We start from the raw sequence: 22463 nt of genomic DNA, 5'->3' as shown, positions 1-22463 counted from the left end.
CTCAAGCAAAAAACAGAAAACGTGCAGCCGAATTAATTCGGCTGATCAGACCTGTAGTTTTAGCTCCCCGGAGGTTACCCAACAAACGACCTTTAAGAGAGATATCATTCCGTTTATTCATGCTGCGAATCTGCCGGTAAAAAAGAGCATAGAGAAACAAGAAAAAGGACCACCCATGCTGAATAAACGCTACTTGCCGTCGATCACCGCCTTGCAGTGCTTCGAGGCCGTGACCCGGCATTTGAGCTTCACCCGTGCCGCCGAAGAGCTGAACCTGACGCAGAGCGCCGTGAGCAAACAGGTCGCGCAACTCGAAGAATTGCTGCAACACCTGCTGTTCCGCCGGGTGCGCCGGCGCCTGCAAATGACCCCCGCCGGCGATTTGTACCTGGTGGAGGTGCGAAAAATCCTCACCCAAGTCGAAATGTCGACTCATTACCTGCGTTCCTACGGCGGTGAAACCGAAGTCTTGCGAGTTTCGACGCCGCCAACCTTCGGTGCGCGCTGGCTGGTGCCACGCTTGAAAGGCTGGCGCCTGCGCCATCCGTCGATCCATCTGGACCTGTGCAGCGAGCAGGAAGCCGACGACCTCCTGCAAGGTCGCAGCGACCTGGCGTTCTACTTTGGCCAGGGCTCCCGGCCCGGCACCGAATGCCTGAAGCTGTTTGGCGAAGAGCTGGTACCGGTCTGCGCACCCGGCAGCCTGCCAGAGACACCGTTCACTGATCCTACGCAACTCACCGACCTGGTCCTGCTGCAAAATGCCTCCCGGCCTCAAGCCTGGCACGACTGGTTCGACAGTCAGGGCTACCACACCGAACACAGCTACCACGGCCCGCGCTTTGAAACGTTTTACATGTGCATTCGCGCCGCGCAGGTCGGCTGCGGCGTCGCACTGTTGCCACGGTTTCTGGTGGAAGAGGAATTGGCCGACGGCAAACTGGTCATTCCCTGGCAGCATGCAATGCCCAGCACCGATGCCTATTACCTGGCGTATCCAGAGCATTCGGCGGAAGTGCCCAAGGTGCGGGATTTTGTGAAGTGGATGCTGGAGCAGATCGACAATCCCCCCTCTAACGACTAACCCCTGTAGAAGCTGGCAGGAGCGGGTGGGAGCTGGTAGGAGCTGGTAGGAGCTGTCGAGTGAAACGAGGCTGCGATCTTTTGATTTTGCTTTTAAGGAACAAGATCAAAAGATCGCAGCCTCGTTTCACTCGACAGCTCCTACACAGAGGCAATTCGCGCTGATGCAAAAATCGCTGGCAATCCTCACCACTGATATGCGCCACTAGCCCCATTCATTGAAACAGCTGCAACGTCGCTGCCACAGGCCGCGGCCCGCCTGGAGAACCCCGTTATGAGCGAGAGTGTGTTTGCCGATCGCATCGTGCAGAACCTGCTCGACACCGACTTCTACAAACTGACGATGATGCAGGCGGTGCTGCACAACTACCCGAACGTGGAAGTCGAATGGGAGTTTCGTTGCCGTAACAGTGAGGATCTGCGCCCATACCTGGCGGAGATCCGCTTCCAGATCGAGCGTCTGGCCGAATTGAGCCTGAGCGCCGATCAGTTGAGTTTCCTGGAGCGCATCAGCTTTCTGAAACCGGATTTCCTGCGTTTTCTCGGGCTGTTCCGCTTCAACCTGCGCTATATCCATACCGGCATTGAAAACGGCGAGTTATTCATCCGTCTGCGCGGGCCGTGGCTGCACGTGATTCTGTTCGAAGTGCCGCTGCTGGCCATGGTCAGCGAAGTACGCAACCGCTATCGCTACCGGGAAGTCGTTCTGGAGCAGGCCCGCGAACAGCTCTATCGCAAGTTCGACTGGTTGACCGCCAACGCCAGCGCAGACGAATTGTCCGAGTTGCAGGTAGCCGATTTCGGCACCCGCCGTCGCTTTTCGTACCGTGTACAGGAAGAAGTGGTGAACGTGCTCAAGCATGACTTCCCCGGACGCTTCGTCGGCACCAGCAACGTGCACCTGTCCCGGGAGCTGGACATGAAGCCGCTGGGCACCATGGCCCACGAATGGATCATGGCCCACCAGCAACTCGGTCCGCGGCTGATTGACAGCCAGATTGCCGCCCTCGACTGCTGGGTCCGCGAATATCGGGGTTTGCTGGGAATCGCCCTGACGGACTGCATCACCTTCGATGCCTTCCTCAACGATTTCGACCTGTTCTTTGCCAAGCTCTTCGACGGTTTGCGCCACGACTCTGGTGACCCGGTGCAGTGGGCGGAAAAAGCCATCACCCACTATCACAAGCTTGGCATCGACCCGATGAGCAAGACCCTGGTGTTTTCCGACAGCCTGACGCTACCCAAATGTCTGGAGATTTTTCGGGCATTGCGCGGTCGGATCAATGTCAGCTTCGGCATTGGCACTAACCTGACCTGCGATATTCCGGGTGTCGAACCGATGAGCATCGTGCTTAAAATGACGGCCTGCAATGGCCAGCCGGTGGCAAAGATCTCCGACGAGCCTGGCAAGACTCACTGCAAAGACCCGAATTTCGTCGCCTATTTGCGACATGTTTTCCAAGTACCTGCCGCCATTTCCAACACATCAAGCAAGGAGTGAATTCATGCAAGCCGTACAGCGTGAGATTGCTGAACAGCTCAAGGTCCAACCGCCTTTCGCGGACCAACTCGCCCTTGAGGCTGAAGTCGCCCGGCGGATCACCTTCATTCAGGACTGCCTGGTCAATGCCGGGCTAAAGACGCTGGTGTTGGGCATCAGCGGCGGCGTCGACTCCCTCACCGCCGGCCTGCTGGCCCAGCGCGCCATGCGTGAACTGCGCGAACGCACCGGTGACGCCAGCTACAAGTTCATCGCCGTGCGCCTGCCTTATGGCGTCCAGTTCGACGAACACGATGCCCAGGCCTCAGTGGACTTCATTGCCCCCGATGAGCGCCACACCGTAAACATCGGCCCGGCGGTCAAATCCCTGGCCAGCGAAGTGGCGGCCTTCGAGGGTAAGGAAGCGGTGCAGAAGGATTTCGTGCTGGGCAACACCAAGGCGCGGATGCGCATGGTCGCGCAATACACCATCGCTGGCGCGGCTCACGGCCTGGTGATCGGCACCGACCACGCGGCAGAAGCGGTGATGGGCTTCTTCACCAAGTTCGGTGACGGCGCCTGCGACCTCGCACCGCTGAGCGGTCTGGTGAAAAATCAGGTACGGGCGATTGCCCGCAGCTTTGGCGCGCCGGAGTCGCTGGTGGAAAAAATCCCGACCGCTGACCTCGAAGACCTGGCGCCGGGCAAACCGGACGAAGCGTCCCACGGCGTGACCTACGCCGAGATCGACGCCTTCCTGCACGGCGAACCGGTGCGCGAGGAAGCGTTCAAGATCATCTGCGATACGTACAAAAAGACTCATCACAAACGCGTGATGCCGTTTGCACCTTGACTCCGCTGGTGCCTGTACCGGCGCCTTCGCGGGCAAGCCTCGCTCCTACGGCTCCCACAATCATGGAACGGCGCCCGCCCCTGTAGGAGCGAGGCTTGCCCGCGAAGAACGATAACGCGGTCAAACGTCAGGCACAAAAAAAGCGTCCCGAGCGGACGCTTTTTTTATGCGTTTGATTCGATTACTTCAGAGTAACCGTACCTTTCATCATCGAGATGTGGCCCGGGAACGAGCAGAAGAAGCCGTATTTTTCGGCAGCATTGAGCTTCGATACGTCGAAGGTCACAGAATCCTTTTCGCCAGCACCAATGACTTTGGTGTGGGCGATGATGCGGGCATCACCTTCTTTCAGGTAGTTCTTGTCGACACCGGCACTCAGACCATCGGTGGCGATTGGTTGCATGTCCGCTTCTTTGCTCAGCACCCAGTTATGGCCCATCACGTTTTTCGGCAGGCTGCCGGAGTGAGTCAGCTCTACGGTGAAGGTCTTGCAGCTTTTGTCGATTTCAATGGCCTTGGTGTTGAAGGACATCTGATCGGTGGAGTCGATGGTCGTCTTGCACTCGGCAGCCATCAATTGACTGCTGGCCAGCGTCAGCAGGGATACCGCAACAAGTTTGGCAAACATGGTGAATCTCCAAGGCAGGGTTAACAAAAGTGCTAATGGACAGAAGACTGCCTGAAATCTTCGCAAGTTCCTATGACCTGAATCAAAAATTGTATACAACTTTCGGGCTATGACACTCATCGAAACAATCTACCAGCCAAGCGTCTGGCACGGCCCTATCATCAGGGCCGTCATCACTCATCCGGAGCGCCTGTCATGTCCTTCAACAGCCTGTTGTGCAGTTTGCTCGCCGCCTACGCCTGCGGCGCCAGTGGCACCTGCGAAACACCGAAACGCGAGGTTTAACCCTTGGAACGATGCAAACCTGCCTTTACTCTGTGGTCCTGATAACCGTGGAGTAAGGCATGTCTTTAGCATCCGTTTGTGTATTTTGCGGTGCCAGCACCGGCACCAATCCGGCTTATCGTGAAGCGGCTGTCGCCCTGGGGCGAGCATTGGCCGAGCGCAAGCTGACTCTGGTCTATGGCGGCGGCGCCGTCGGGCTGATGGGGATCGTTGCCGACGCCGCGCTGGCGGCCGGCGGCGAGGTGATCGGGATCATCCCCCAGAGCCTCAAGGACAAGGAAATCGGCCACAGTGGCCTGACCCGCCTGGAAGTGGTCGACGGCATGCATGCGCGCAAGGCACGAATGGCCGAGCTCAGCGATGCCTTCATCGCCCTGCCCGGCGGCCTCGGCACGCTGGAAGAGCTGTTTGAAGTCTGGACCTGGGGTCAGCTCGGCTATCACGGCAAACCGCTGGGTTTGCTCGAAGTGAACGGTTTCTACAGCAAGTTGACGTCTTTTCTCGATCATATCGTCGGCGAAGGCTTCGTTCGCGAAGCGCACCGTGACATGCTGCAAATGAGCGAATCGCCGCAAACCCTGCTCGATGCACTGGACGCCTGGCAACCCTCGGTACCGCCAAAATGGACCGAGCAAAAACCCAGCTAACGGCTCGGCATCGATACAGGGCAGAATATGCGCCGCTCAACCTCACCTTCGACCCCAGAGGATCGCCCATGGCTAAACCTAATTATTCCTTCGCCAAACGTCAGAGAGACTTGGCCAAGGAGCAGAAGAAAGAGGAAAAGCTTCAGCGCAAGAAAGCTACAGCTGAAGAAGAAGCAGCAGCAGCACTGAACCCGGATACCGAAGGTGAAGTGGCTACAGACGAAGCTGAAGCACCGAAAGATCAGGCGCCCGACGCCTGAGACCCTCAGGGCCCGATGATCTGATCAGGCCCACCGGATCTGTGTCCAGGGTCAGCAACGTTGTTGCTGACCCTCACAGGCCAATCTGAAATACCCCTCCAGAACTGACTTACACATTCCCATGTGGGAGCGAGCCTGCTCGCGATGACGGCGGCACACTTAGCAATTATTTAACTGATACACCGCTATCGCGAGCAGGCTCGCTCCCACAATTTGATCTCAGTTACTCCAACGGCATTACCGTGACCCGAACCTCCGGATCATGACTGCCGCCCCCCAGAATCACCCCACGCAGCGGCGACACATCGGAAAAATCCCGGCCCCAGGCCAGGGTGATGTGCTCCAGCGCCGGTTGCACATTGTTGGTCGGGTCGAAATCCACCCAGCCCAGCACCGGACAAAACACCGACACCCAGGCATGAGATGCATCGGCGCCGATCAGCCGTGGCTGGCCCGGTGGTGGCTGGGTCAGCAAGTAGCCGCTGATGTATCGCGCCGCTAATCCACGGGAGCGCACACAAGCGAGCATCAGGTGCGCAAAGTCCTGGCAAACCCCGCGCCGCCTCTCCAGCACTTCCACCAGCGGCGTTGCCACTTGGGTCGCTTCGGCATCGAAGGTGAATTCGCTGAAGATCTTCTCCATCAACGCCTGAACCCCCAGTAGCAAAGGCCGGCCAGGCGGAAAACAACTTTGCGAGAACTCGACGAAGCTGCGCTTCAAATGCACGTAAGGCGATTCGAACCGGTAACGGCAGGCGTCCAGCAACTCAGGTGAAAGTGGCTGACTGCTGTAGGTCAGCGCGCTGCAGGTATCCTCCCAGGCCGGCGATTGATTGAAGTCCAACGATGGCCGGGCCAGCACTTCAACGGTGAGCCGGGCATTGACCAGCAATTCATCATGCGGTCGCTCGAAGGCCAGCCGGGTCAGGGGATTACCGAACACATCCAGCTCATCCCGGCGTGAAGTCGGCTCGGGACTGATCTGCAACCGCTGCTCGGTGCAGCGCTGCCAGGCACAGGGCCGTGGCCACAGATGCGCCAGCTGCTGAGCCAGGGACACCGGGCTGTCGTAGTGATAATGGGTGTCGTGGAAAATCTGGTAATGGGCATTCATCAGACGGACACCGTACGCTGGCTGACATCATCGACATGGGCGAAATGGCGCAAGGCCAGGCGATCCGATACTTGTCCGCTGGCATCGGCGATCTCCTGCAGCAGATCGGCCAACCCCTCTATGGCGGCGCGAACACTGGCCTCGCCGAACAGCGAGTTTTCCAAACAGCCCAGATCGAAGCGCGCCAGCCGCTCCACCAACTGCGGCAGACCCGTTTCGCGAGGCGCACCAAAGTCGTCATTCAAGCGCTTCAACGTGCGGGTCACCAGCTTCAACTGGAACAACACCGCGTGAGGGTTCTGCTCGTCGAGCAACAACAGGTCCAGCACCGGGATCAATTGCGCCACCGCCAAGTACCGCGAGCGGTAAGTAATGCTGCTGTTGCCCAACTCCAGCAGCCACTCCAGCCCGGCCTGATCGAAAGCCCCGGCGCCGCGCAGAAACGCCGCCAGGCTGGCGCTGAGAAACTGCAGCCGTTCGATCCGCCGACCGATCATCAGGAAACGCCAGCCTTCATCCCGGGTCATGTCGTCCAGGGCAAAACCGGACAGCGCCGCCAGCGACATCACCAATCGGTTGAGGAAATCCAGCAACTCACCGAAATCCGGTTCGTCGGTTTCCAGCTCCATGGCCTCGCGCTGCAATTCCACCAGCGCCTGCCAGTTTTCCCGCGAAAGCTTGCCGCGTACTTGCGAGGCCGCCCACTGCAAGCGTTGCAGGTTGGAGCGCAGGCTGAACGGCCAATCATCGCCAAGCAACGCCGCCAGCAATCGCTCCGGCAACTCGCCCTCCTCCGGCAACAGATTCAGACGTTCACCAAGATCGACCGCCGCCTCCAGGGCTTGTGGGTCATCGCCATCGACATAGCGCGCGAGCATGATGCGCAGCAGTCGCGCGCTGTCATCGCAACGCTCGCAGTAACGACCGAACCAGAACAGGTTCTCGACCACCCGCGATGGCAGATACGGATCGCGTCGCACCAGATCGTGAACGCCGATTGCGCGCTGAGTCTTCCATTGTTCGCCGCTGGGCGGGCGATCGCCCAGTACCCACGTGTCCTTGCTGGCGCCGCCGCGCTGCATCGACACCACTTCGGCGTCGGCTTCGGCGGCAACCCGGGTCAGCCCGCCGGGCAGTACTCGATAGCCGTCACGACTGGCCACCGCATAGACGCGCATGCCAATGGCTCGCGGTTGCAGCTGACCGTCTTCGGCCTGCCAGATCGGCGCCTGGGACAGTTGCGCCAGTTCTTGCGCGACATAGGCGTAAGGGCGTGCCTGCATGCGCTCGGCCAGGGTCTGGCGCTGTTTTTCACTCAAATCACGACCAAACACCGGAGCGAAGCTCTGCGACGGAAATGCTGGCTTGATCAACAGCTCCGGGAGTTTTTCCAGGGCTTGGGCCAGCACCGGCGCTTCGCCGCACCACCAGGTCGCGATGGACGGCAGAATCAGCTCTTCGCCGAACAGATACTGATTGATCTTCGGCAGGAAACCCAGCAACCCCGGCGACTCCAGCACGCCGCTGCCAAGGGCGTTGGCCACCAGCACCCGGCCCTGACGCACGGCTTCGAGCAGCCCCGGCACGCCGAGGGCCGAGTCGGTGCGCAGCTCCAGCGGGTCGCAGAAATCATCGTCGAGCCGACGCATGATCGCGTGAACCCGACGCAGGCCGCTCAAGGTTTTCAGGTAGACCGTGGCATCCCGGACGGTCAGGTCGCCGCCCTCCACCAACGGATAACCGAGCTGACGAGCCAGGTACAGGTGTTCGAAATAGCTTTCGTTGAAACGCCCCGGCGTCAGCAGTACCACCAGCGGCGTTTCATCATCGCTCGGCGCCTGACGGGCGAGGGTTTCCTGAAGGGTGCGGAAGAACCCGGCCAGGTGCTGCACCTTCAAATCACGGTACAACTCGGGGAAGGCCCTGGAGACGATGGTGCGGTTTTCCAGCGCGTAACCGGCACCGGATGGCGCTTGAGTCCGATCCGCCGTGACCCACCAGCGACCGTCAGGCGTGCGCGCCAGGTCCACGGCGTACAGATGCAGAAAGGCCCCGTCAGGCGGCGCAATGCCCTGACAGGGCCAGAGGAAGTTGTTGTGACCGAACACCAGCTCAGCCGGCAGCAGGCCTTCGGCGATCAAGCGCTGTGGGCCGTACAGGTCTGCCAGCACAGCATTGAGCAAGCGCGCCCGTTGAGCGATCCCGGCCGACAACTGTTCCCACTCATCGGCGGCAATCACATGAGGCAGCAGGTCCAGTTCCCAAGGTCGGTCAGCGCCCTTGGGGTCGGCGTAGACGTTGTAGGTCACGCCGTTTTCCTGGATCTGCCGGGTCAGCAGCGCCTGACGCTGCACCAATTGCGTTGGCGTGCTGCGTTGCAATTGTTCGAACAGCCGTCGCCAGTGCGGGCGCACGGCGCCGCTGTCGTCGAGCAGTTCGTGATAGGTGCCCGCGGTCAGCGGGTAGCGGTCAAGCAGGTCAGGCATGGAAAGCTCGGCAGACAGCAAAGAACGGTCAGACTAACGCAGGCTCATGACGCCCGGATATACGAAAAATCCGAGCGTCGCGTACGGTTTAGAAACGTCGTAAATCGAGAGTCATCGGCAGCTCGTCGTTAATTTCCAGATTCGGGATAGGAAGTTTCCCCGGCGTGTGTCCGATACGGAAGAACCGCGCCATACGCCGACTCTCGGCTTCATTGGCGTTCACCGGCAGACTGTCGTAGTTGCGCCCGCCCGGATGGGCGACGTGGTACTGGCAGCCGCCCAGCGAACGCCCCATCCAGGTATCGAGCAAGTCGAACACCAGCGGCGCGTGGACCGGGATGGTCGGTTGCAGGCAGTTGGCCGGCTGCCAGGCGCGAAAGCGTACGCCGGCAACGAATTCACCGACCCGCCCCGTGGGTTGCAACGGCACCGGGATGCCGTTGCACGTCAGCAGATAACGCTGGGGCGGCAGGCCGCTGAGCTTGACCTGCAAACGCTCCAGTGACGAATCCACATAACGCACCGTGCCACCCGCCGCGCCTTCCTCGCCGAGTACATGCCAAGGCTCCAGCGCCTGACGCAATTCCAGTTCGATGCCACTCACCGCGTAATCGCCGACCTTGGGAAAACGGAATTCCAGATGCGCCGCGAACCACTCGCCCCGCACGGGATAACCGGCGGCATTGAGGTCGACGATCACATCAGCGAAATCCTGCTCGATGAAGTGCGGTAACAGGAACCGGTCGTGCAGCTCCGTACCCCAGCGCGCCAGTTTCGGCGGTGCATAAGGTTCACGCCAGAACCGCGCCACCAGCGCCCGCAACAACAACTGCTGAGCCAGGCTCATGCGAGCGTGGGGCGGCATTTCAAAGGCCCGCAATTCCAGCAGTCCGAGGCGCCCGGTGGCGCCATCCGGCGAATAGAGTTTGTCGATGCAAAATTCGGCGCGGTGGGTGTTGCCGGTCACATCGATCAACAGGTTGCGCAACAGGCGGTCGACCAGCCATGGCGGACATTCTTCGCCTGGCTTGGGCATCTGTGCGAAGGCGATTTCCAGTTCATACATCGAATCGTTGCGCGCTTCATCCACCCTCGGCGCCTGAGACGTCGGGCCGATGAACAATCCGGAAAACAGGTAGGACAAGGATGGATGGTTATGCCAGTAGCTGATCAGGCTGCGTAGCAAATCCGGTCGCCGCAGGAACGGTGAGTCCGCCGGCGTCGCGCCCCCCAGTACGAAATGATTACCGCCGCCGGTGCCGGTGTGCCGGCCGTCGATCATGAATTTTTCGGTGGTCAGTCGAGTCTGGCGCGCCTCTTCGTAAAGAAACTCGGTGCGTTCCACCAACTCGTCCCAGGTGGCGGACGGCTGGACGTTGACCTCGATCACGCCCGGGTCCGGGGTAATGCGGAAGTTGCTCAAACGCGGATCGCTCGGTGGCTCATAGCCTTCCAGCAGTACCGGACAACGCAATTCCTCGGCGGTGGCCTCAATGGCGGCGACCAGTTCCAGATAGTCCTCGACCCGTTCCAGTGGCGGCATGAACAGGTACAACCGGCCTTCTCGCGCTTCGGCGCAGAACGCGGTGCGGGTCAGCCAGTCGGCGGATTCGTCGATCTTTGGCGCACGCTCGTCGGCGGTGTGCGGTTGCGCGTGATTCTGTAGCTGGTCGGTGCCCGGCAGCTCGGGGAAATCCTGATTCGGGTCGACCGGATGAATGAACGGGTACTCCGCTGCCTTCACCCAAGGCTGCGAACCGAGTGGCAAGCGATACCCCAGCGGCGAATCCCCCGGCACCAATCGGCAATGTTCTTCCCGCAGATACCAGCGACCGCTCTGCCATTGATCGCCCTTGGCAGTGCGCGCCAGCGGCAGGACCTGGCCGATCACCTTGTCCAGGCCCTGACTGAAGACTTTGCGCAGACGCGCCCGCTCCAATGGTTCTTCCAGACGTGAGTCTTCGGCGCTGACGTTCTGCGGCAACGCGCCTTCGCGCCAGAGGTAATAGAAATTGTCTTCGTAGGCCGGGAACACAAAGCGCGTCGGAATTTTCAGGCGTTCGGCGACACTTGCCAGGAAACGCCCAGCCAGTTCTCCATCGGCGCCGTAGTCTTCCTGCTCATCGGCGATCAGCGCGCTGTTGTGCCAGATCGGCACGCCGTCGCGGCGCCAATAGCAATTCAGCGACCAGCGCGGCAGTTGCTCACCGGGGTACCACTTCCCTTGGCCGAAATGAACCAGGCCTTCGGGCGCGTAATGCTTGCGCATGCGCTGGAACAGTTCAGCCGACAGCCGACGTTTGTCCGGCCCGAGCGCCGCGGTATTCCACTCGGCACCGTCCGGGTCATCGATGGAAACGAACGTTGGCTCGCCACCCATGGTCAGGCGCACGTCGCCTTCGAGCAGGTCGGCATCGATCTGCCGGCCCAATGCCTGAATCGCCAGCCATTGTTCTTCGGTGTAGGGCTTCGTGACCCGCGGCGCTTCCCAAATCCGCTCCACGGACATTTCATGGGTGAATTCGCACTCGCACGGTTCCACCAAGCCACTGATCGGTGCCGCAGAGGACGGATCGGGACTACACGCCAACGGAATGTGTCCTTCACCGGCAAACAGCCCTGAGGTTGCGTCCAGGCCGATCCAGCCGGCACCGGGCAAATAGACCTCGCACCAGGCGTGCAAGTCAGTGAAGTCCACTTCGGTGCCCGAGGGGCCGTCGAGGCTTTTGACGTCAGCCGTTAACTGGATCAGGTAACCGGACACGAAACGCGCCGCCAGGCCGAGGTTGCGCAGCAACTGCACCAGCAACCACGCCGAGTCGCGGCAGGAGCCGGAGGCATGCTCGAGGGTGTGTTCCGGGGTCTGTACGCCTGGCTCCATACGAATCAGGTAGCCGATGTCTTCGCTCAAGCGCTGGTTGAGCGCGACCAGGAAATCCACGCTCGGCAGCGGCGTGCGGTCTATGCCCTCCAGATAGGCCTTGAATTTCGGCGTCAGGGGCAAGGTTTCCAGGTACGGCGCCAGCTCCTTGCGCTCATCCGCGGCATAGGCGAAAGGGATCTTTTCAGCGTAGGGCTCGAGGAAGAAGTCGAACGGATTGAACACCGCCATCTCGGCCAGCAAGTCGACCTCGATCCGCAGCTCATCGGTTTTCTCCGGGAACACCAACCGCGCCAGGTAATTGCCCTGGGGGTCCTGTTGCCAGTTGATGAAATGCTGCTCGGGCGAGACTTTCAGCGCATAGGACAGTATCCGCGTGCGGCTGTGGGCAGCCGGGCGCAGGCGAACGATCTGCGGACCGAGCTCGACGGCGCGGTCGTAGCGGTAATGCGTGACGTGATGCAATGCGACATGGATCGACACGGCGTGCCTCCTGCGAGCCTTAAGCGTTATCGAAAGCGCGCAAGACTTATGCCATCCAGCAGGCTGGCGCTTTCACGGATTTGCTCAGGGCAGTACAGCACCAAAATCGGGCGGGAGGAGATTTTGCGTTGGGGCATTTGCACATAATTGTGGCGAAGATCAAAAGATCGCAGCCTTCGGCAGCTCCTACACAGGAATATGCGTTTCCCTGTAGGAGCTGCCGAAGGCTGCGATCTTTTGATCTTCAGGCACAACGCAAAACGCCAACCCGAAGGTTGGCGTTCTGTTCAGCTCAAGCGAGGGCTTAGCGCGGTACTACCGGCTTGCGCGCAGGTTTTGGCCCTTTGCCTTTGGCCGCGTCCTTGCGCTCCTTGGCCGCCTGCTGGTTGCGGGCGAATGCCGCCGCCTTGGCCTGTTCACGCTTGTCCCACGGGTTACCGCCATCGCTGGCACGCGGTGGCAGGCCAGTGTGCTGGGTCAGGATCCTGGTGGTCTTTTCACCGGCCACTTTATGGCTGCCGGCCGGCGTCGAGTTCTTGCGACGGGCGCTCTGGTAGCTGTCGGTCGCCGGCTGATGCAGCGGAATCAACTGGTTCTTGCCCGGCCCGATCAGGTCGGCGCGGCCCATGCGGGTCAGCGCTTCACGCAGCATTGGCCAGCCTTTCGGGTCGTGATAACGCAAGAACGCCTTGTGCAGGCGACGCTGCTCTTCGCTCTTGACGATGGTCACGCCGTCGCTCTTGTAAGTGACCTTGCGCAGCGGGTTTTTGCCCGAGTGGTACATCGCGGTGGCGGTGGCCATCGGCGACGGATAGAACGCCTGCACCTGGTCGGCACGGAAACCGTTGCCCTTGAGCCACAGGGCCAGGTTCATCATGTCTTCGTCGGTGGTGCCCGGGTGAGCGGCGATGAAGTACGGAATCAGGTACTGCTCTTTCCCGGCTTCCTTGGTGTACTTCTCGAACATGCGCTTGAACTTGTCATAGCTGCCGATGCCCGGTTTCATCATCTGGTTGAGCGGACCTTCCTCGGTGTGTTCCGGGGCGATCTTCAGGTAACCACCAACGTGGTGAGTCACCAGCTCCTTGACGTACTCCGGCGACTCGACCGCGAGGTCGTAACGCAGGCCGGAGGCGATCAGGATCTTCTTCACACCCGGCAAGGCACGGGCGCTGCGATAGAGCTGGATCAGCGACGAGTGATCGGTATTGAGGTTTTCACAGATGCCCGGGAACACGCAGGACGGCTTGCGGCACGCGGATTCGATGACCGGGCTCTTGCAGGCGATGCGGTACATGTTCGCGGTCGGGCCGCCGAGGTCGGAGATCACGCCAGTGAAGCCTGGCACTTTGTCGCGGATCTCTTCGATTTCGCGAATGATCGACTCTTCGGAACGGTTCTGGATGATCCGGCCTTCGTGCTCGGTGATCGAGCAGAACGTACAGCCGCCGAAGCAGCCACGCATGATGTTCACCGAGAAACGGATCATGTCGTAGGCAGGAATCTTTTCCTTGCCGTACGCCGGGTGCGGAACCCGTGCGTAAGGCATGCCGAACACGTAGTCCATTTCTTCGGTGGTCATCGGAATTGGAGGCGGGTTGAACCAGACATCCACTTCGCCATGCTTCTGCACCAGCGCGCGGGCGTTGCCCGGGTTGGTTTCCAGGTGAAGCACGCGGTTGGCATGGGCGTAGAGCACCGAGTCGCCACGGACTTTTTCCATCGACGGCAGACGGATGACCGTTTTCTCGCGGGTGAGGCGCGGGTTCGGCAGCAATTGCACGACCTTCGCTTCGTTCGGATCCTCACCTGCTCCTGAATAAGTCGCGCCCTTTTCCTGCTCGATGGCGCAAGCTTGCGTGTCCTGGGTGTTCACGTACGGGTTGATGATCTTGTCGACCTTACCCGGACGGTCGATGCGCGTGGAGTCGATCTCGAACCAGTCTTTTGGCGTGTCACGACGAATGAACGCGGTGCCGCGCACATCGGTGATGTCTTCGATCTTGTGACCGAACGACAGACGCTGGGCGACTTCGACGATCGCACGCTCGGCGTTGCCGTAGAGCAGGATGTCGGCGCAGGCGTCGATCAGGATCGAGTTGCGCACCCGGTCCTGCCAGTAATCGTAGTGGGCGATGCGGCGCAGGGAGGCTTCGATGCCACCGAGCACGATCGGCACGTGCTTGTAGGCTTCCTTGCAGCGCTGGCTGTAAACCAGGCTCGCGCGGTCCGGACGTTTGCCCGCCAGGCCACCGGGGGTGTAGGCGTCGTCGGAGCGGATTTTCTTGTCGGCGGTGTAGCGGTTGATCATCGAGTCCATGTTGCCGGCCGCGACGCCGAAAAACAGGTTCGGCTCGCCGAGCTTCATGAAGTCGTCTTTGGACTGCCAGTTCGGCTGCGCAATGATCCCGACGCGGAAGCCCTGGGCCTCCAGCAGTCGGCCGATGATCGCCATGCCGAACGACGGGTGGTCGACGTAGGCATCACCGGTGACAATGATGATGTCGCAGGAATCCCAGCCAAGCTGATCCATCTCCTCCCTGCTCATCGGCAGGAATGGCGCTGGCCCGAAACATTCGGCCCAGTACTTGGGATAGTCAAATAACGGCTTGGCTGCTTGCATGTCGATAACCGGTGTTGGCTTTCATTGAATTTCGCGGGCGCGGAATATAGCACAAAATTTGACCAATTCCGACGGCTATGGTCGGAAATTGCGGCGACCCCATCGCGGGCTCTACGTAACCTGTAGGAGCGAGGCTTGCCCGCGAAGAGGCCCGACCAGACTCCAAATAACTATTCGTCGTCGTCGAAGTTGTAGCTACCCGGCGCCAGGTTTTCAAATCGGGTGTATTTGCCGATGAAGGCCAGGCGGATAAAGCCGATCGGGCCGTTCCGCTGTTTGCCGATGATGATTTCGGCGATGCCTTTGTGTTCGGTTTCCGGGTGATACACCTCGTCCCGGTACACGAACATGATTACGTCGGCGTCCTGCTCGATTGCACCGGATTCACGCAAGTCGGAGTTCACCGGACGCTTGTTCGGGCGTTGCTCCAGGGAACGGTTGAGCTGGGACAGCGCCACCACCGGGCAGTTGAATTCCTTGGCCAGGGCTTTCAGGGACCGGGAGATTTCGGAAATCTCGTTGGTCCGGTTGTCACCGCTGGAACCCGGGATCTGCATCAGCTGCAGGTAGTCGATCATGATCAGACCGATCTCACCGTGCTCACGCACCAGACGACGGGTGCGGGCGCGCATTTCCGATGGGCTGATACCCGCCGTGTCATCGATGAACAGTTTGCGATCGTTGAGCAGATTGACCGCCGAGGTCAGGCGCGGCCAGTCGTCGTCTTCCAGGCGACCGGCCCGGACCTTGGTCTGGTCGATCCGGCCGAGGGACGACAGCATACGCATGATCAGCGATTCGCCTGGCATCTCGAGGGAGTAAACCAGAACAGCCTTCTCGCTGCGCAACACGGCGTTTTCCACCAGGTTCATCGCAAAGGTAGTTTTACCCATGGACGGACGGCCGGCGACGATGATCAGGTCGGACGGTTGCAGACCGCTCGTCTTCTCGTCGAGGTCGGTATAGCCGGTAGACAGGCCGGTAATGGCGTTGTCGGTGTTGAACAAGGTGTCGATGCGGTCGATGGCCTTGGTCAGCAGGTCGTTGACGCTGACCGGGCCGCCGGTTTTCGGACGGGCCTCGGCAATCTGGAAAATCTGCCGTTCGGCTTCGTCGAGGATCTCGGCGGCGGTGCGGCCTTCGGGGTTAAAGGCGCTGTCGGCGATTTCGGTACTGATGCCGATCAGTTGGCGCAGGGTGGCCCGCTCGCGAACGATTTGGGCATAGGCCTTGATGTTGGCGACGGACGGCGTGTTTTTCGCCAATTCACCCAAGTAACCGAGGCCACCGACTTGTGAGGTCTGACCTTCCTTGTCCAATTGCTCGGCAAGGGTCACGACGTCGATCGGGGAGTTCTGGTCCGCCAGCTTGGCGATGGCCCGGAAGATCAGGCGGTGGTCATGCCGATAGAAATCGCCGTCGGAGACTTGATCGAGCACGCGTTCCCAGGCGTTGTTGTCCAGCATCAGACCACCGAGCACGGCCTGTTCGGCCTCGATGGAATGCGGCGGCACCTTCAGCGCGGCGGTTTGCAGATCGTATTGCTCAGGAGCGGAGATATCGTTCATGGCCACTTGGTTTGTTAGGAGAAGCAGGGATTATGAAAATCAGGAACTGCAGAAAGACAAAGGGCACGACCTGTAAACAGGATCGTGCCCGATGTTACCGGCAAGCACCCAAGGGTGCCAGCCGACAAGTGCTGCTTAAGCTGCTACCACGACAACGCGTACGGTGGCTTCAACTTCGGCGTGCAGGTGCACGGCTACGTCGAATTCGCCTACGTTGCGGATGGTGCCGTTCGGCAGACGAACTTCGCTTTTTGCCACTTCAACGCCAGAGGCGGTCAGTGCATCAGCGATGTCGTGGGTGCCGATCGAACCGAACAGCTTGCCTTCGTCACCAGCGGTGGCAGTGATAGTCACTTCCAGCTCAGCCAGTTGGGCGGCACGGCTTTCAGCCGAAGTTTTACGGTCTGCTGCGGCTTTTTCCAGCTCAGCGCGACGCTCTTCGAACGCAGCCAGGTTGGCAGCGGTCGCAGCGGTAGCTTTGCCGTAAGGCAGCAGGTAGTTACGACCGTAACCAGCCTTAACGTTCACTTTGTCACCCAGGTTGCCCAGGTTGGTGACTTTTTCCAGAAGGATCAGTTGCATGTGAAAATCCTCTTAACTTTTAACCTTCACCGTTCGCGCTATCGGCATCTTTCGGTGCCGAACGACCGCGAAAATCAATCAGGCTGTCGACGATGGCCAAGACCACCAGCAACGGATAGATCAGCTGCATGAACAGCAACAGCGTGACGTACAACCCCACCAGCCAGAATTTGGCCAGTCGCTTTTGCGCCACCAGCCCGTGAATCAGGGCCAGCCCGGCGAACACCAGCGGTACGCTGCACAACGGCGTCAACATGGCCATCTGCGAGCCTAAGTTAGGCCCCAGAAGCATCAACACCAGCAGCAACATCGCCGGTAAAAGCGGGATTCGGATGGCGCGAAACTCGCGACCAAAACCACCCGGGTTGTACAACAACGCCTGCCAGTAGCGCCCGACAATCAGGCTCAGCACACTGACGATTTGCAACAAGGCCGCAATCAGGCCGGTCAGGACCGGTGCAATCAGGGACGCGAAACGCGCTTGCTCGTCTACCGACAATTGCTGGTAGACATCACCGAGTAGCGACGGCATGACTTTTATCAACGCCTGCGCCAGCATCTCGATCTGGGGCGCAAAAGCCGCCCCCAGCACCACTGAAAACACCACTCCCATCGCTATGCTGACCAGCAGCACGCGGTTCCAGGACTCGCTTGCGCGCAAAACCAACGCAAGGCTCGAAGACCCCAGCAGCACCAGAAGTGCCCGTGGGTCGTCGGAGTAAAGCCACCAGACCAACGCCGGCAGCAGTCCCAGAGCAAGAACGCCCAAGGCGTCCTTCAATCCGCGCCGCAGAAGCACAAGGCATCCGGCGGCAGCACCCAACCAATACAACAACGGCAATGTTGCGCATCCGGCCACTACCAGAGTGGCCTGCATACGGCCGCGCATGATGAACTCAGCTAAGGCGCGCATGCATTCAATCCTTTGCTACGTGTCGACTGCCCGGTCTCAGCGGCCGTGGCTGTCGGTGTAGGCCAGCAGGGCCAGGAAGCGGGCGCGCTTGATAGCGGTGGCCAGCTGACGCTGATAACGTGCTTTGGTACCGGTGATGCGGCTTGGAACGATTTTGCCGGTCTCGGATACGTAAGCTTTCAGAGTGTTGAGATCTTTGTAATCGATCTCTTTCACGTCTTCAGCGGTGAAGCGGCAGAATTTACGACGACGGAAGAAACGTGCCATGTAATAGGCTCCTCAAAAGGTCCGTGGATTACTCGTCAGCGTTATCGCTGGCGTCGCTGTCATCACCATCAACGCTATCGGCGTCGGAGTGCTCAGGACGGTCGCGACGCTCACGGCGCTCACTGCGGTTTTCTTCAGCCTTGAGCATCTCGGATTGGCCGGTAACGGCTTCTTCGCGACGGATGACCAGGTTACGGATCACTGCATCGTTGTAGCGGAAGTTGTCTTCCAGCTCGGCCAGGGCCTTGCCAGTGCACTCAACGTTCAGCATCACGTAGTGAGCCTTGTGAACATTGTTGATTGCGTAGGCCAGTTGACGACGGCCCCAATCTTCCAGACGGTGGATTTTGCCGCCGTCTTCTTCGATCAGCTTGGTGTAACGCTCAACCATGCCGCCGACTTGCTCGCTTTGATCCGGGTGGACCAAAAAGATGATTTCGTAATGACGCATGAATGCTCCTTACGGGTTGTAGCCTGCCGCTCAAAAGCGGTCAGACAAGGAGTGAATGACACTTATGGACTTGCTTGCGATAGACACATGCGTGCCTGCCGTCACAGCAAGGGGCGCAATTGTAGAGAAGGGACAGGAGAGGCGCAAGGCAATTGGTGATTATTTGAGCAATCACCCGAACTCAAATCCGAACACCTGTAGAACTGTAAGACTGTAGGAGCTGTCGAGTGAAACGAGGCTGCGATCTTTTGATCTCGTTCTTAAAAGCAAAATCAAAAGATCGCAGCCTCGTTTCACTCGACAGCTCCTACACAGCTCCTACAGTCCCGACACAGCTCCTACAGGAGAGCGTCAGGACTTTTTGGCGGCAGCCTTGACGCCGCGCTGACGCAGGGCCTCGAACAGACAGACCCCAGTCGCCACGGACACATTGAGACTGCTGACACTGCCCGCCATCGGCAGACGCACCAGGTAGTCGCAAAGATCACGAGTCAGACGGCGCATTCCGCTGCCTTCCGCGCCCATGATCAGGATGGTCGGGCCGGTGAGATCCTGCTGATACAACTCCTGTTCAGCCTCGCCCGCCGTACCGACAACCCACAAGCCGCGCTGCTTGAGTTTTTCCAGGGTGCGCGCCAGGTTGGTCACGGCCACCAACGGAATGACTTCCGCCGCGCCGCAGGCGACTTTCCGCACCGTCGGGGTCAGGGTGGCTGACTTGTCCTTCGGCACGATCACCGCCAGCGCGCCGGCCGCATCGGCCGAACGCAGGCAAGCACCGAGGTTGTGCGGATCGGTCACGCCGTCGAGCACCAGCAACAGCGGCGCGCCTTCGGTGCGATCGAGCAGTTCGTCGAGCATCGCCTCGCCCCAGACCTGGCTCGGGCTCACGTCCGCGACCACGCCCTGGTGCACGCCTTCTACCCACGCATCCAGCTCACGACGCTCAGCCTGACCGACCGCTACGCGATTTTCGGCCGCAAGCTCGATCAGCGTCTGCACTCGCGGATCACTGCGGCCTTCAGCCAGCCAGATCTGCTTGACGCGTTTTGGGTGGTGACGCAGCAACGCTTCTACAGCGTGCACGCCATAGATCTTTTCCAACTGACTCATGACTTGGCCTTAGGTTTACGCGCCCCGCCGCTTCTGGCGGCTGGAGCGGAACCCGCTTTTGGCGGGCCTTTACGGTGTTTGCTCGGTTTTGCTGGCTTGCCGCCGGGGGCCTTGTCAGGCGCCGACCGCCCGGTCTTTCCCCCAGACGCCGCTTTACCGCCGCTTTTCGCTTCAGACAGCAACGCCTGTTTCAGTTCACGGCTTTTGCGCAGCTCGGCATTTTTTGCCGCGGCATCGCTCGGGCGATAGGCCTCGACGGCCTTTTCCTTGGCAGGACGACGCCCGGTTTTCGCCGGCGCCGGTTCTGCGGCGGTTTTAGCAGCTGGAGCGGCTGTTTCGGTTCCGCGCTTCTTACGCCCGATTGGCGCGCTGATGGTTTTTTCAGCCATTTCGAAGTCGATCTTGCGCTCGTCGAGGTCGACACGCATGACCCGCACTTCAACGGTGTCGCCAAGACGGAAGCTACGACCGGTACGCTCACCCGCGAGGCGGTGGTGCACAGGATCGAAGTGGTAGTAATCGCCCGGCAGCGCGGTGACGTGCACCAGACCTTCGACGTAGATATCGGTCAGCTCGACGAACAGGCCGAAACCGGTCACGGCGGTGATCACACCCGGGAACGATTCGCCCACGCGGTCTTTCATGAACTCGCACTTGAGCCAGTTCACCACGTCGCGGGTCGCTTCGTCGGCACGGCGCTCGCTCATCGAGCACTGCTCGCCGAGCTGCTCCAGGATCGCTTCGTCGTACGGGTAGATGCGCGCTTTCGGAATGCTCATCGCGCCGGCACGGCGAACGTGCGGGGTGTCCATTTTCGAATGGATGACGCTGCGGATCGCCCGGTGCGTGAGCAAGTCCGGGTAGCGGCGAATCGGCGAAGTGAAGTGGGTATAGGCTTCGTAATTCAGGCCGAAGTGGCCCTGGTTATCGGCGCTGTACACCGCTTGGCTCAACGAACGCAGCATGACGGTCTGGATCAGGTGGAAATCCGGACGGTCCTTGATGCTGGCCAGCAAAGCCTGGTAATCCTTCGGCGACGGACCATCCTTGCCTTTGTGCAAGGACAGGCCAAGCTCGCCAAGGAAAGCGCGCAGTTTTTCCAGACGCTCCGGTGGCGGGCCATCGTGGACGCGGTACAACGCAGGGATTTCGTGCTTTTTCAGGAATTCGGCGGTGGCCACGTTGGCCGCCAGCATGCATTCCTCGATCAGCTTGTGAGCGTCGTTGCGAACGGTCGGACGGATTTCGGCAATCTTGCGCTCGGAACCGAAGATGATCCGGGTTTCCTGCGTTTCGAAATCGATCGCGCCGCGCACGTGACGGGCGGCCAGCAGAACCTTGTACAGCGCATACAGCTGCTTGAGGTGCGGCAGGACGTCGGTGTACTCGCCACGAAGCTGACGCGCCTCGGTGGCTTTCGGCGTTTCCAGCATGGCGCTGACCTTGTTGTAGGTCAGGCGGGCGTGGGAGTGGATCACCGCTTCGTAGAAGCAGTAGTCGGTCATTTCGCCGGATTTGGAGATGGTCATCTCGCAGACCATGGCCAGGCGATCGACGTGCGGGTTCAGCGAGCACAGACCGTTGGACAATTGCTCCGGCAGCATCGGCACGACACGCTCGGGGAAGTACACCGAGTTGCCACGCACCTGGGATTCGTTATCCAGCGCCGAACCGATTTTCACGTAGCTGGAAACGTCGGCGATCGCCACGTACAACTTCCAGCCACCGGAGAACAGGCGCAGCTTGCCCGGCTTGGCTTCGCAGTAGACCGCGTCATCGAAGTCGCGCGCATCTTCACCGTCGATGGTCACGAACGGCAGATGGCGCAGGTCGATGCGTTTCTCTTTGTCTTTCTCTTCGACTTCAGGCTTGAGCTTGGCGGCTTCTTTGAGCACCGCTTCAGGCCAGACGTGAGGAATATCGTAGGTGCGCAGGGCGACATCGATTTCCATGCCCGGCGCCATGTAGTTACCCACGACTTCGACCACGTCGCCTTGCGGCTGGAAGCGTGGCGTCGGCCAGTGGGTGATCTTCACTTCGACGAACTGACCGATCTGGGCGTTGGCGTTGCGGCCCGGGGTGACCAGCACTTCTTGCTGGATCTTCGGATTGTCCGCGACGACGAAACCGATACCGCCCTCTTCGAAGTAACGACCGACGATGGACTCGTGGGCACGGGACACCACTTCGACGATCATGCCTTCACGGCGGCCGCGACGATCGAGCCCGGAAACACGCGCCAAGGCACGGTCGCCGTCGAACACCAGGCGCATTTGCGCCGGGCTCATGAACAGGTCGTCACTGCCGTCGTCCGGGACCAGGAAGCCGAAGCCGTCACGGTGACCGCTGATGCGGCCCAGGATCAGGTCGAGCTTGTCCACCGGCGCATACGTGCCGCGACGGGTATAGATGAGTTGAGCGTCGCGCTCCATGGCGCGCAGGCGGCGACGCAGGGCTTCGATCTGGTCTTCCGTGGTCAGACCAAACTCTTCGACCAGCTGCTCGCGGTTAGCAGGCGAACCTCGATCAGCAAGGTGCTGAAGGATCAGTTCGCGGCTAGGAATAGGGTTTTCATATTTTTCCGCTTCACGAGCGGCCTCGGGATCGAGGGACTGCCAATCGGCCATTAGAGAGTTTTCACCTTGTCTATATGCGGGTTAGTTTGGCATAGGCGTAATGAAACGGGAAATTTCAAGCTATGACAGCCCATCTAAAGCCCTTTATCGACATCGCAAAGCTGATTTGA

At 60.0% G+C, this 22463-nt stretch carries 17 protein-coding genes; 5 read left to right on the top strand and 12 right to left on the bottom strand.

Annotated features, from left to right (window positions below; all coding sequences use genetic code 11):
- The first annotated feature begins 175 nt into the window (after positions 1-175).
- The 3 genes from KGB14_RS02235 (at position 176) to nadE (ending at position 3416) form a co-directional block, all read left to right on the top strand.
- Positions 176-1084 (top strand): LysR family transcriptional regulator, encoded by a 909-nt coding sequence (locus KGB14_RS02235; protein ID WP_223483904.1) that lies wholly within the window; start codon positions 176-178, stop codon positions 1082-1084.
- 273 nt (positions 1085-1357) lie between these two features.
- Entirely contained in the window at positions 1358-2584 is a 1227-nt protein-coding gene (gene pncB / locus KGB14_RS02230; protein ID WP_223483903.1) for a nicotinate phosphoribosyltransferase, read from the top strand.
- 4 nt (positions 2585-2588) lie between these two features.
- Positions 2589-3416 (top strand): ammonia-dependent NAD(+) synthetase, encoded by an 828-nt coding sequence (nadE, locus tag KGB14_RS02225; RefSeq protein ID WP_223483902.1) that lies wholly within the window; start codon positions 2589-2591, stop codon positions 3414-3416.
- Positions 3417-3597: 181 nt separating this feature from the next.
- Here nadE and azu read toward each other — a convergent pair whose 3' ends face one another.
- Positions 3598-4044 (bottom strand): azurin, encoded by a 447-nt coding sequence (azu, locus tag KGB14_RS02220; protein WP_223483901.1) that lies wholly within the window; start codon positions 4042-4044, stop codon positions 3598-3600.
- A 344-nt stretch (positions 4045-4388) separates the two neighbouring features.
- On the opposite strand from azu, the gene KGB14_RS02215 reads away from it, so the two are divergent.
- Positions 4389-4976 carry a TIGR00730 family Rossman fold protein gene (locus KGB14_RS02215; protein WP_007902708.1) on the top strand — a complete coding sequence of 196 codons (588 nt, stop codon included), beginning with the start codon at positions 4389-4391 and terminating at the stop codon, positions 4974-4976.
- A gap of 68 nt (positions 4977-5044) precedes the next feature.
- Positions 5045-5236, top strand: coding sequence for a hypothetical protein (locus tag KGB14_RS02210; protein WP_223483900.1), 192 nt, complete (start codon positions 5045-5047; stop codon positions 5234-5236).
- A 223-nt stretch (positions 5237-5459) separates the two neighbouring features.
- Here the strand turns inward: KGB14_RS02210 and KGB14_RS02205 are convergent, their stop codons facing one another.
- The 11 genes from KGB14_RS02205 to rnr form a co-directional block, all read right to left on the bottom strand.
- On the bottom strand, positions 5460-6350 hold the full coding sequence (locus KGB14_RS02205; protein ID WP_223483899.1) for a transglutaminase N-terminal domain-containing protein: 891 nt from the start codon (positions 6348-6350) through the stop codon (positions 5460-5462).
- Positions 6350-8836 carry a circularly permuted type 2 ATP-grasp protein gene (locus KGB14_RS02200; RefSeq protein WP_223483898.1) on the bottom strand — a complete coding sequence of 829 codons (2487 nt, stop codon included), beginning with the start codon at positions 8834-8836 and terminating at the stop codon, positions 6350-6352. The genes KGB14_RS02205 and KGB14_RS02200 overlap by 1 nt, the downstream gene beginning before the upstream one ends.
- Before the next feature lie 88 nt (positions 8837-8924).
- Positions 8925-12200, bottom strand: coding sequence for a DUF2126 domain-containing protein (locus KGB14_RS02195; RefSeq protein ID WP_223483897.1), 3276 nt, complete (start codon positions 12198-12200; stop codon positions 8925-8927).
- 304 nt (positions 12201-12504) lie between these two features.
- The gene (locus tag KGB14_RS02190; protein ID WP_223483896.1) at positions 12505-14823 is read right to left on the bottom strand and encodes a YgiQ family radical SAM protein; all 2319 of its coding nucleotides are present in this window, start codon (positions 14821-14823) and stop codon (positions 12505-12507) included.
- Between the two features lie 170 nt (positions 14824-14993).
- Entirely contained in the window at positions 14994-16391 is a 1398-nt protein-coding gene (gene dnaB, locus KGB14_RS02185; RefSeq protein ID WP_019691515.1) for a replicative DNA helicase, read from the bottom strand.
- A gap of 135 nt (positions 16392-16526) precedes the next feature.
- Positions 16527-16973: a 50S ribosomal protein L9 gene (rplI, locus tag KGB14_RS02180; protein ID WP_003197251.1), complete on the bottom strand. Its 447-nt coding sequence runs from the start codon at positions 16971-16973 to the stop codon at positions 16527-16529.
- A gap of 19 nt (positions 16974-16992) precedes the next feature.
- On the bottom strand, positions 16993-17886 hold the full coding sequence (locus KGB14_RS02175; protein ID WP_223483895.1) for a hypothetical protein: 894 nt from the start codon (positions 17884-17886) through the stop codon (positions 16993-16995).
- 36 nt (positions 17887-17922) lie between these two features.
- Positions 17923-18153 carry a 30S ribosomal protein S18 gene (gene rpsR, locus KGB14_RS02170; RefSeq protein ID WP_002551829.1) on the bottom strand — a complete coding sequence of 77 codons (231 nt, stop codon included), beginning with the start codon at positions 18151-18153 and terminating at the stop codon, positions 17923-17925.
- A 28-nt stretch (positions 18154-18181) separates the two neighbouring features.
- On the bottom strand, positions 18182-18604 hold the full coding sequence (gene rpsF / locus KGB14_RS02165) for a 30S ribosomal protein S6 (RefSeq protein ID WP_095052890.1): 423 nt from the start codon (positions 18602-18604) through the stop codon (positions 18182-18184).
- Between the two features lie 351 nt (positions 18605-18955).
- Entirely contained in the window at positions 18956-19717 is a 762-nt protein-coding gene (rlmB, locus tag KGB14_RS02160) for a 23S rRNA (guanosine(2251)-2'-O)-methyltransferase RlmB (RefSeq protein ID WP_223483894.1), read from the bottom strand.
- On the bottom strand, positions 19714-22344 hold the full coding sequence (gene rnr / locus KGB14_RS02155) for a ribonuclease R (protein WP_223483893.1): 2631 nt from the start codon (positions 22342-22344) through the stop codon (positions 19714-19716). The genes rlmB and rnr overlap by 4 nt, the downstream gene beginning before the upstream one ends.
- Positions 22345-22463: the final 119 nt, after the last annotated feature.

Source organism: Pseudomonas sp. A-RE-19 (assembly GCF_019956555.1).
Taxonomy (GTDB): domain Bacteria; phylum Pseudomonadota; class Gammaproteobacteria; order Pseudomonadales; family Pseudomonadaceae; genus Aquipseudomonas.
The sequence above is the reverse complement of the archived record's forward strand: the minus strand, read 5'-3'. Positions and strand labels throughout refer to the sequence as shown.

Coding starts and splice junctions, on each gene's coding strand:
- KGB14_RS02235 (WP_223483904.1), top strand. CDS start 176: ATGCTGAATAAACGCTACTTGCCGTCGATCACCGCCTTGCAGTGCTTC.
- KGB14_RS02205 (WP_223483899.1), bottom strand. CDS start 6,350: ATGAATGCCCATTACCAGATTTTCCACGACACCCATTATCACTACGAC.
- KGB14_RS02215 (WP_007902708.1), top strand. CDS start 4,389: ATGTCTTTAGCATCCGTTTGTGTATTTTGCGGTGCCAGCACCGGCACC.
- rnr (WP_223483893.1), bottom strand. CDS start 22,344: ATGGCCGATTGGCAGTCCCTCGATCCCGAGGCCGCTCGTGAAGCGGAA.
- nadE (WP_223483902.1), top strand. CDS start 2,589: ATGCAAGCCGTACAGCGTGAGATTGCTGAACAGCTCAAGGTCCAACCG.
- rlmB (WP_223483894.1), bottom strand. CDS start 19,717: ATGAGTCAGTTGGAAAAGATCTATGGCGTGCACGCTGTAGAAGCGTTG.
- KGB14_RS02200 (WP_223483898.1), bottom strand. CDS start 8,836: ATGCCTGACCTGCTTGACCGCTACCCGCTGACCGCGGGCACCTATCAC.
- KGB14_RS02210 (WP_223483900.1), top strand. CDS start 5,045: ATGGCTAAACCTAATTATTCCTTCGCCAAACGTCAGAGAGACTTGGCC.
- azu (WP_223483901.1), bottom strand. CDS start 4,044: ATGTTTGCCAAACTTGTTGCGGTATCCCTGCTGACGCTGGCCAGCAGT.
- dnaB (WP_019691515.1), bottom strand. CDS start 16,391: ATGAACGATATCTCCGCTCCTGAGCAATACGATCTGCAAACCGCCGCG.
- pncB (WP_223483903.1), top strand. CDS start 1,358: ATGAGCGAGAGTGTGTTTGCCGATCGCATCGTGCAGAACCTGCTCGAC.
- KGB14_RS02175 (WP_223483895.1), bottom strand. CDS start 17,886: ATGCGCGCCTTAGCTGAGTTCATCATGCGCGGCCGTATGCAGGCCACT.
- rpsR (WP_002551829.1), bottom strand. CDS start 18,153: ATGGCACGTTTCTTCCGTCGTCGTAAATTCTGCCGCTTCACCGCTGAA.
- rplI (WP_003197251.1), bottom strand. CDS start 16,973: ATGCAACTGATCCTTCTGGAAAAAGTCACCAACCTGGGCAACCTGGGT.
- KGB14_RS02190 (WP_223483896.1), bottom strand. CDS start 14,823: ATGCAAGCAGCCAAGCCGTTATTTGACTATCCCAAGTACTGGGCCGAA.
- rpsF (WP_095052890.1), bottom strand. CDS start 18,604: ATGCGTCATTACGAAATCATCTTTTTGGTCCACCCGGATCAAAGCGAG.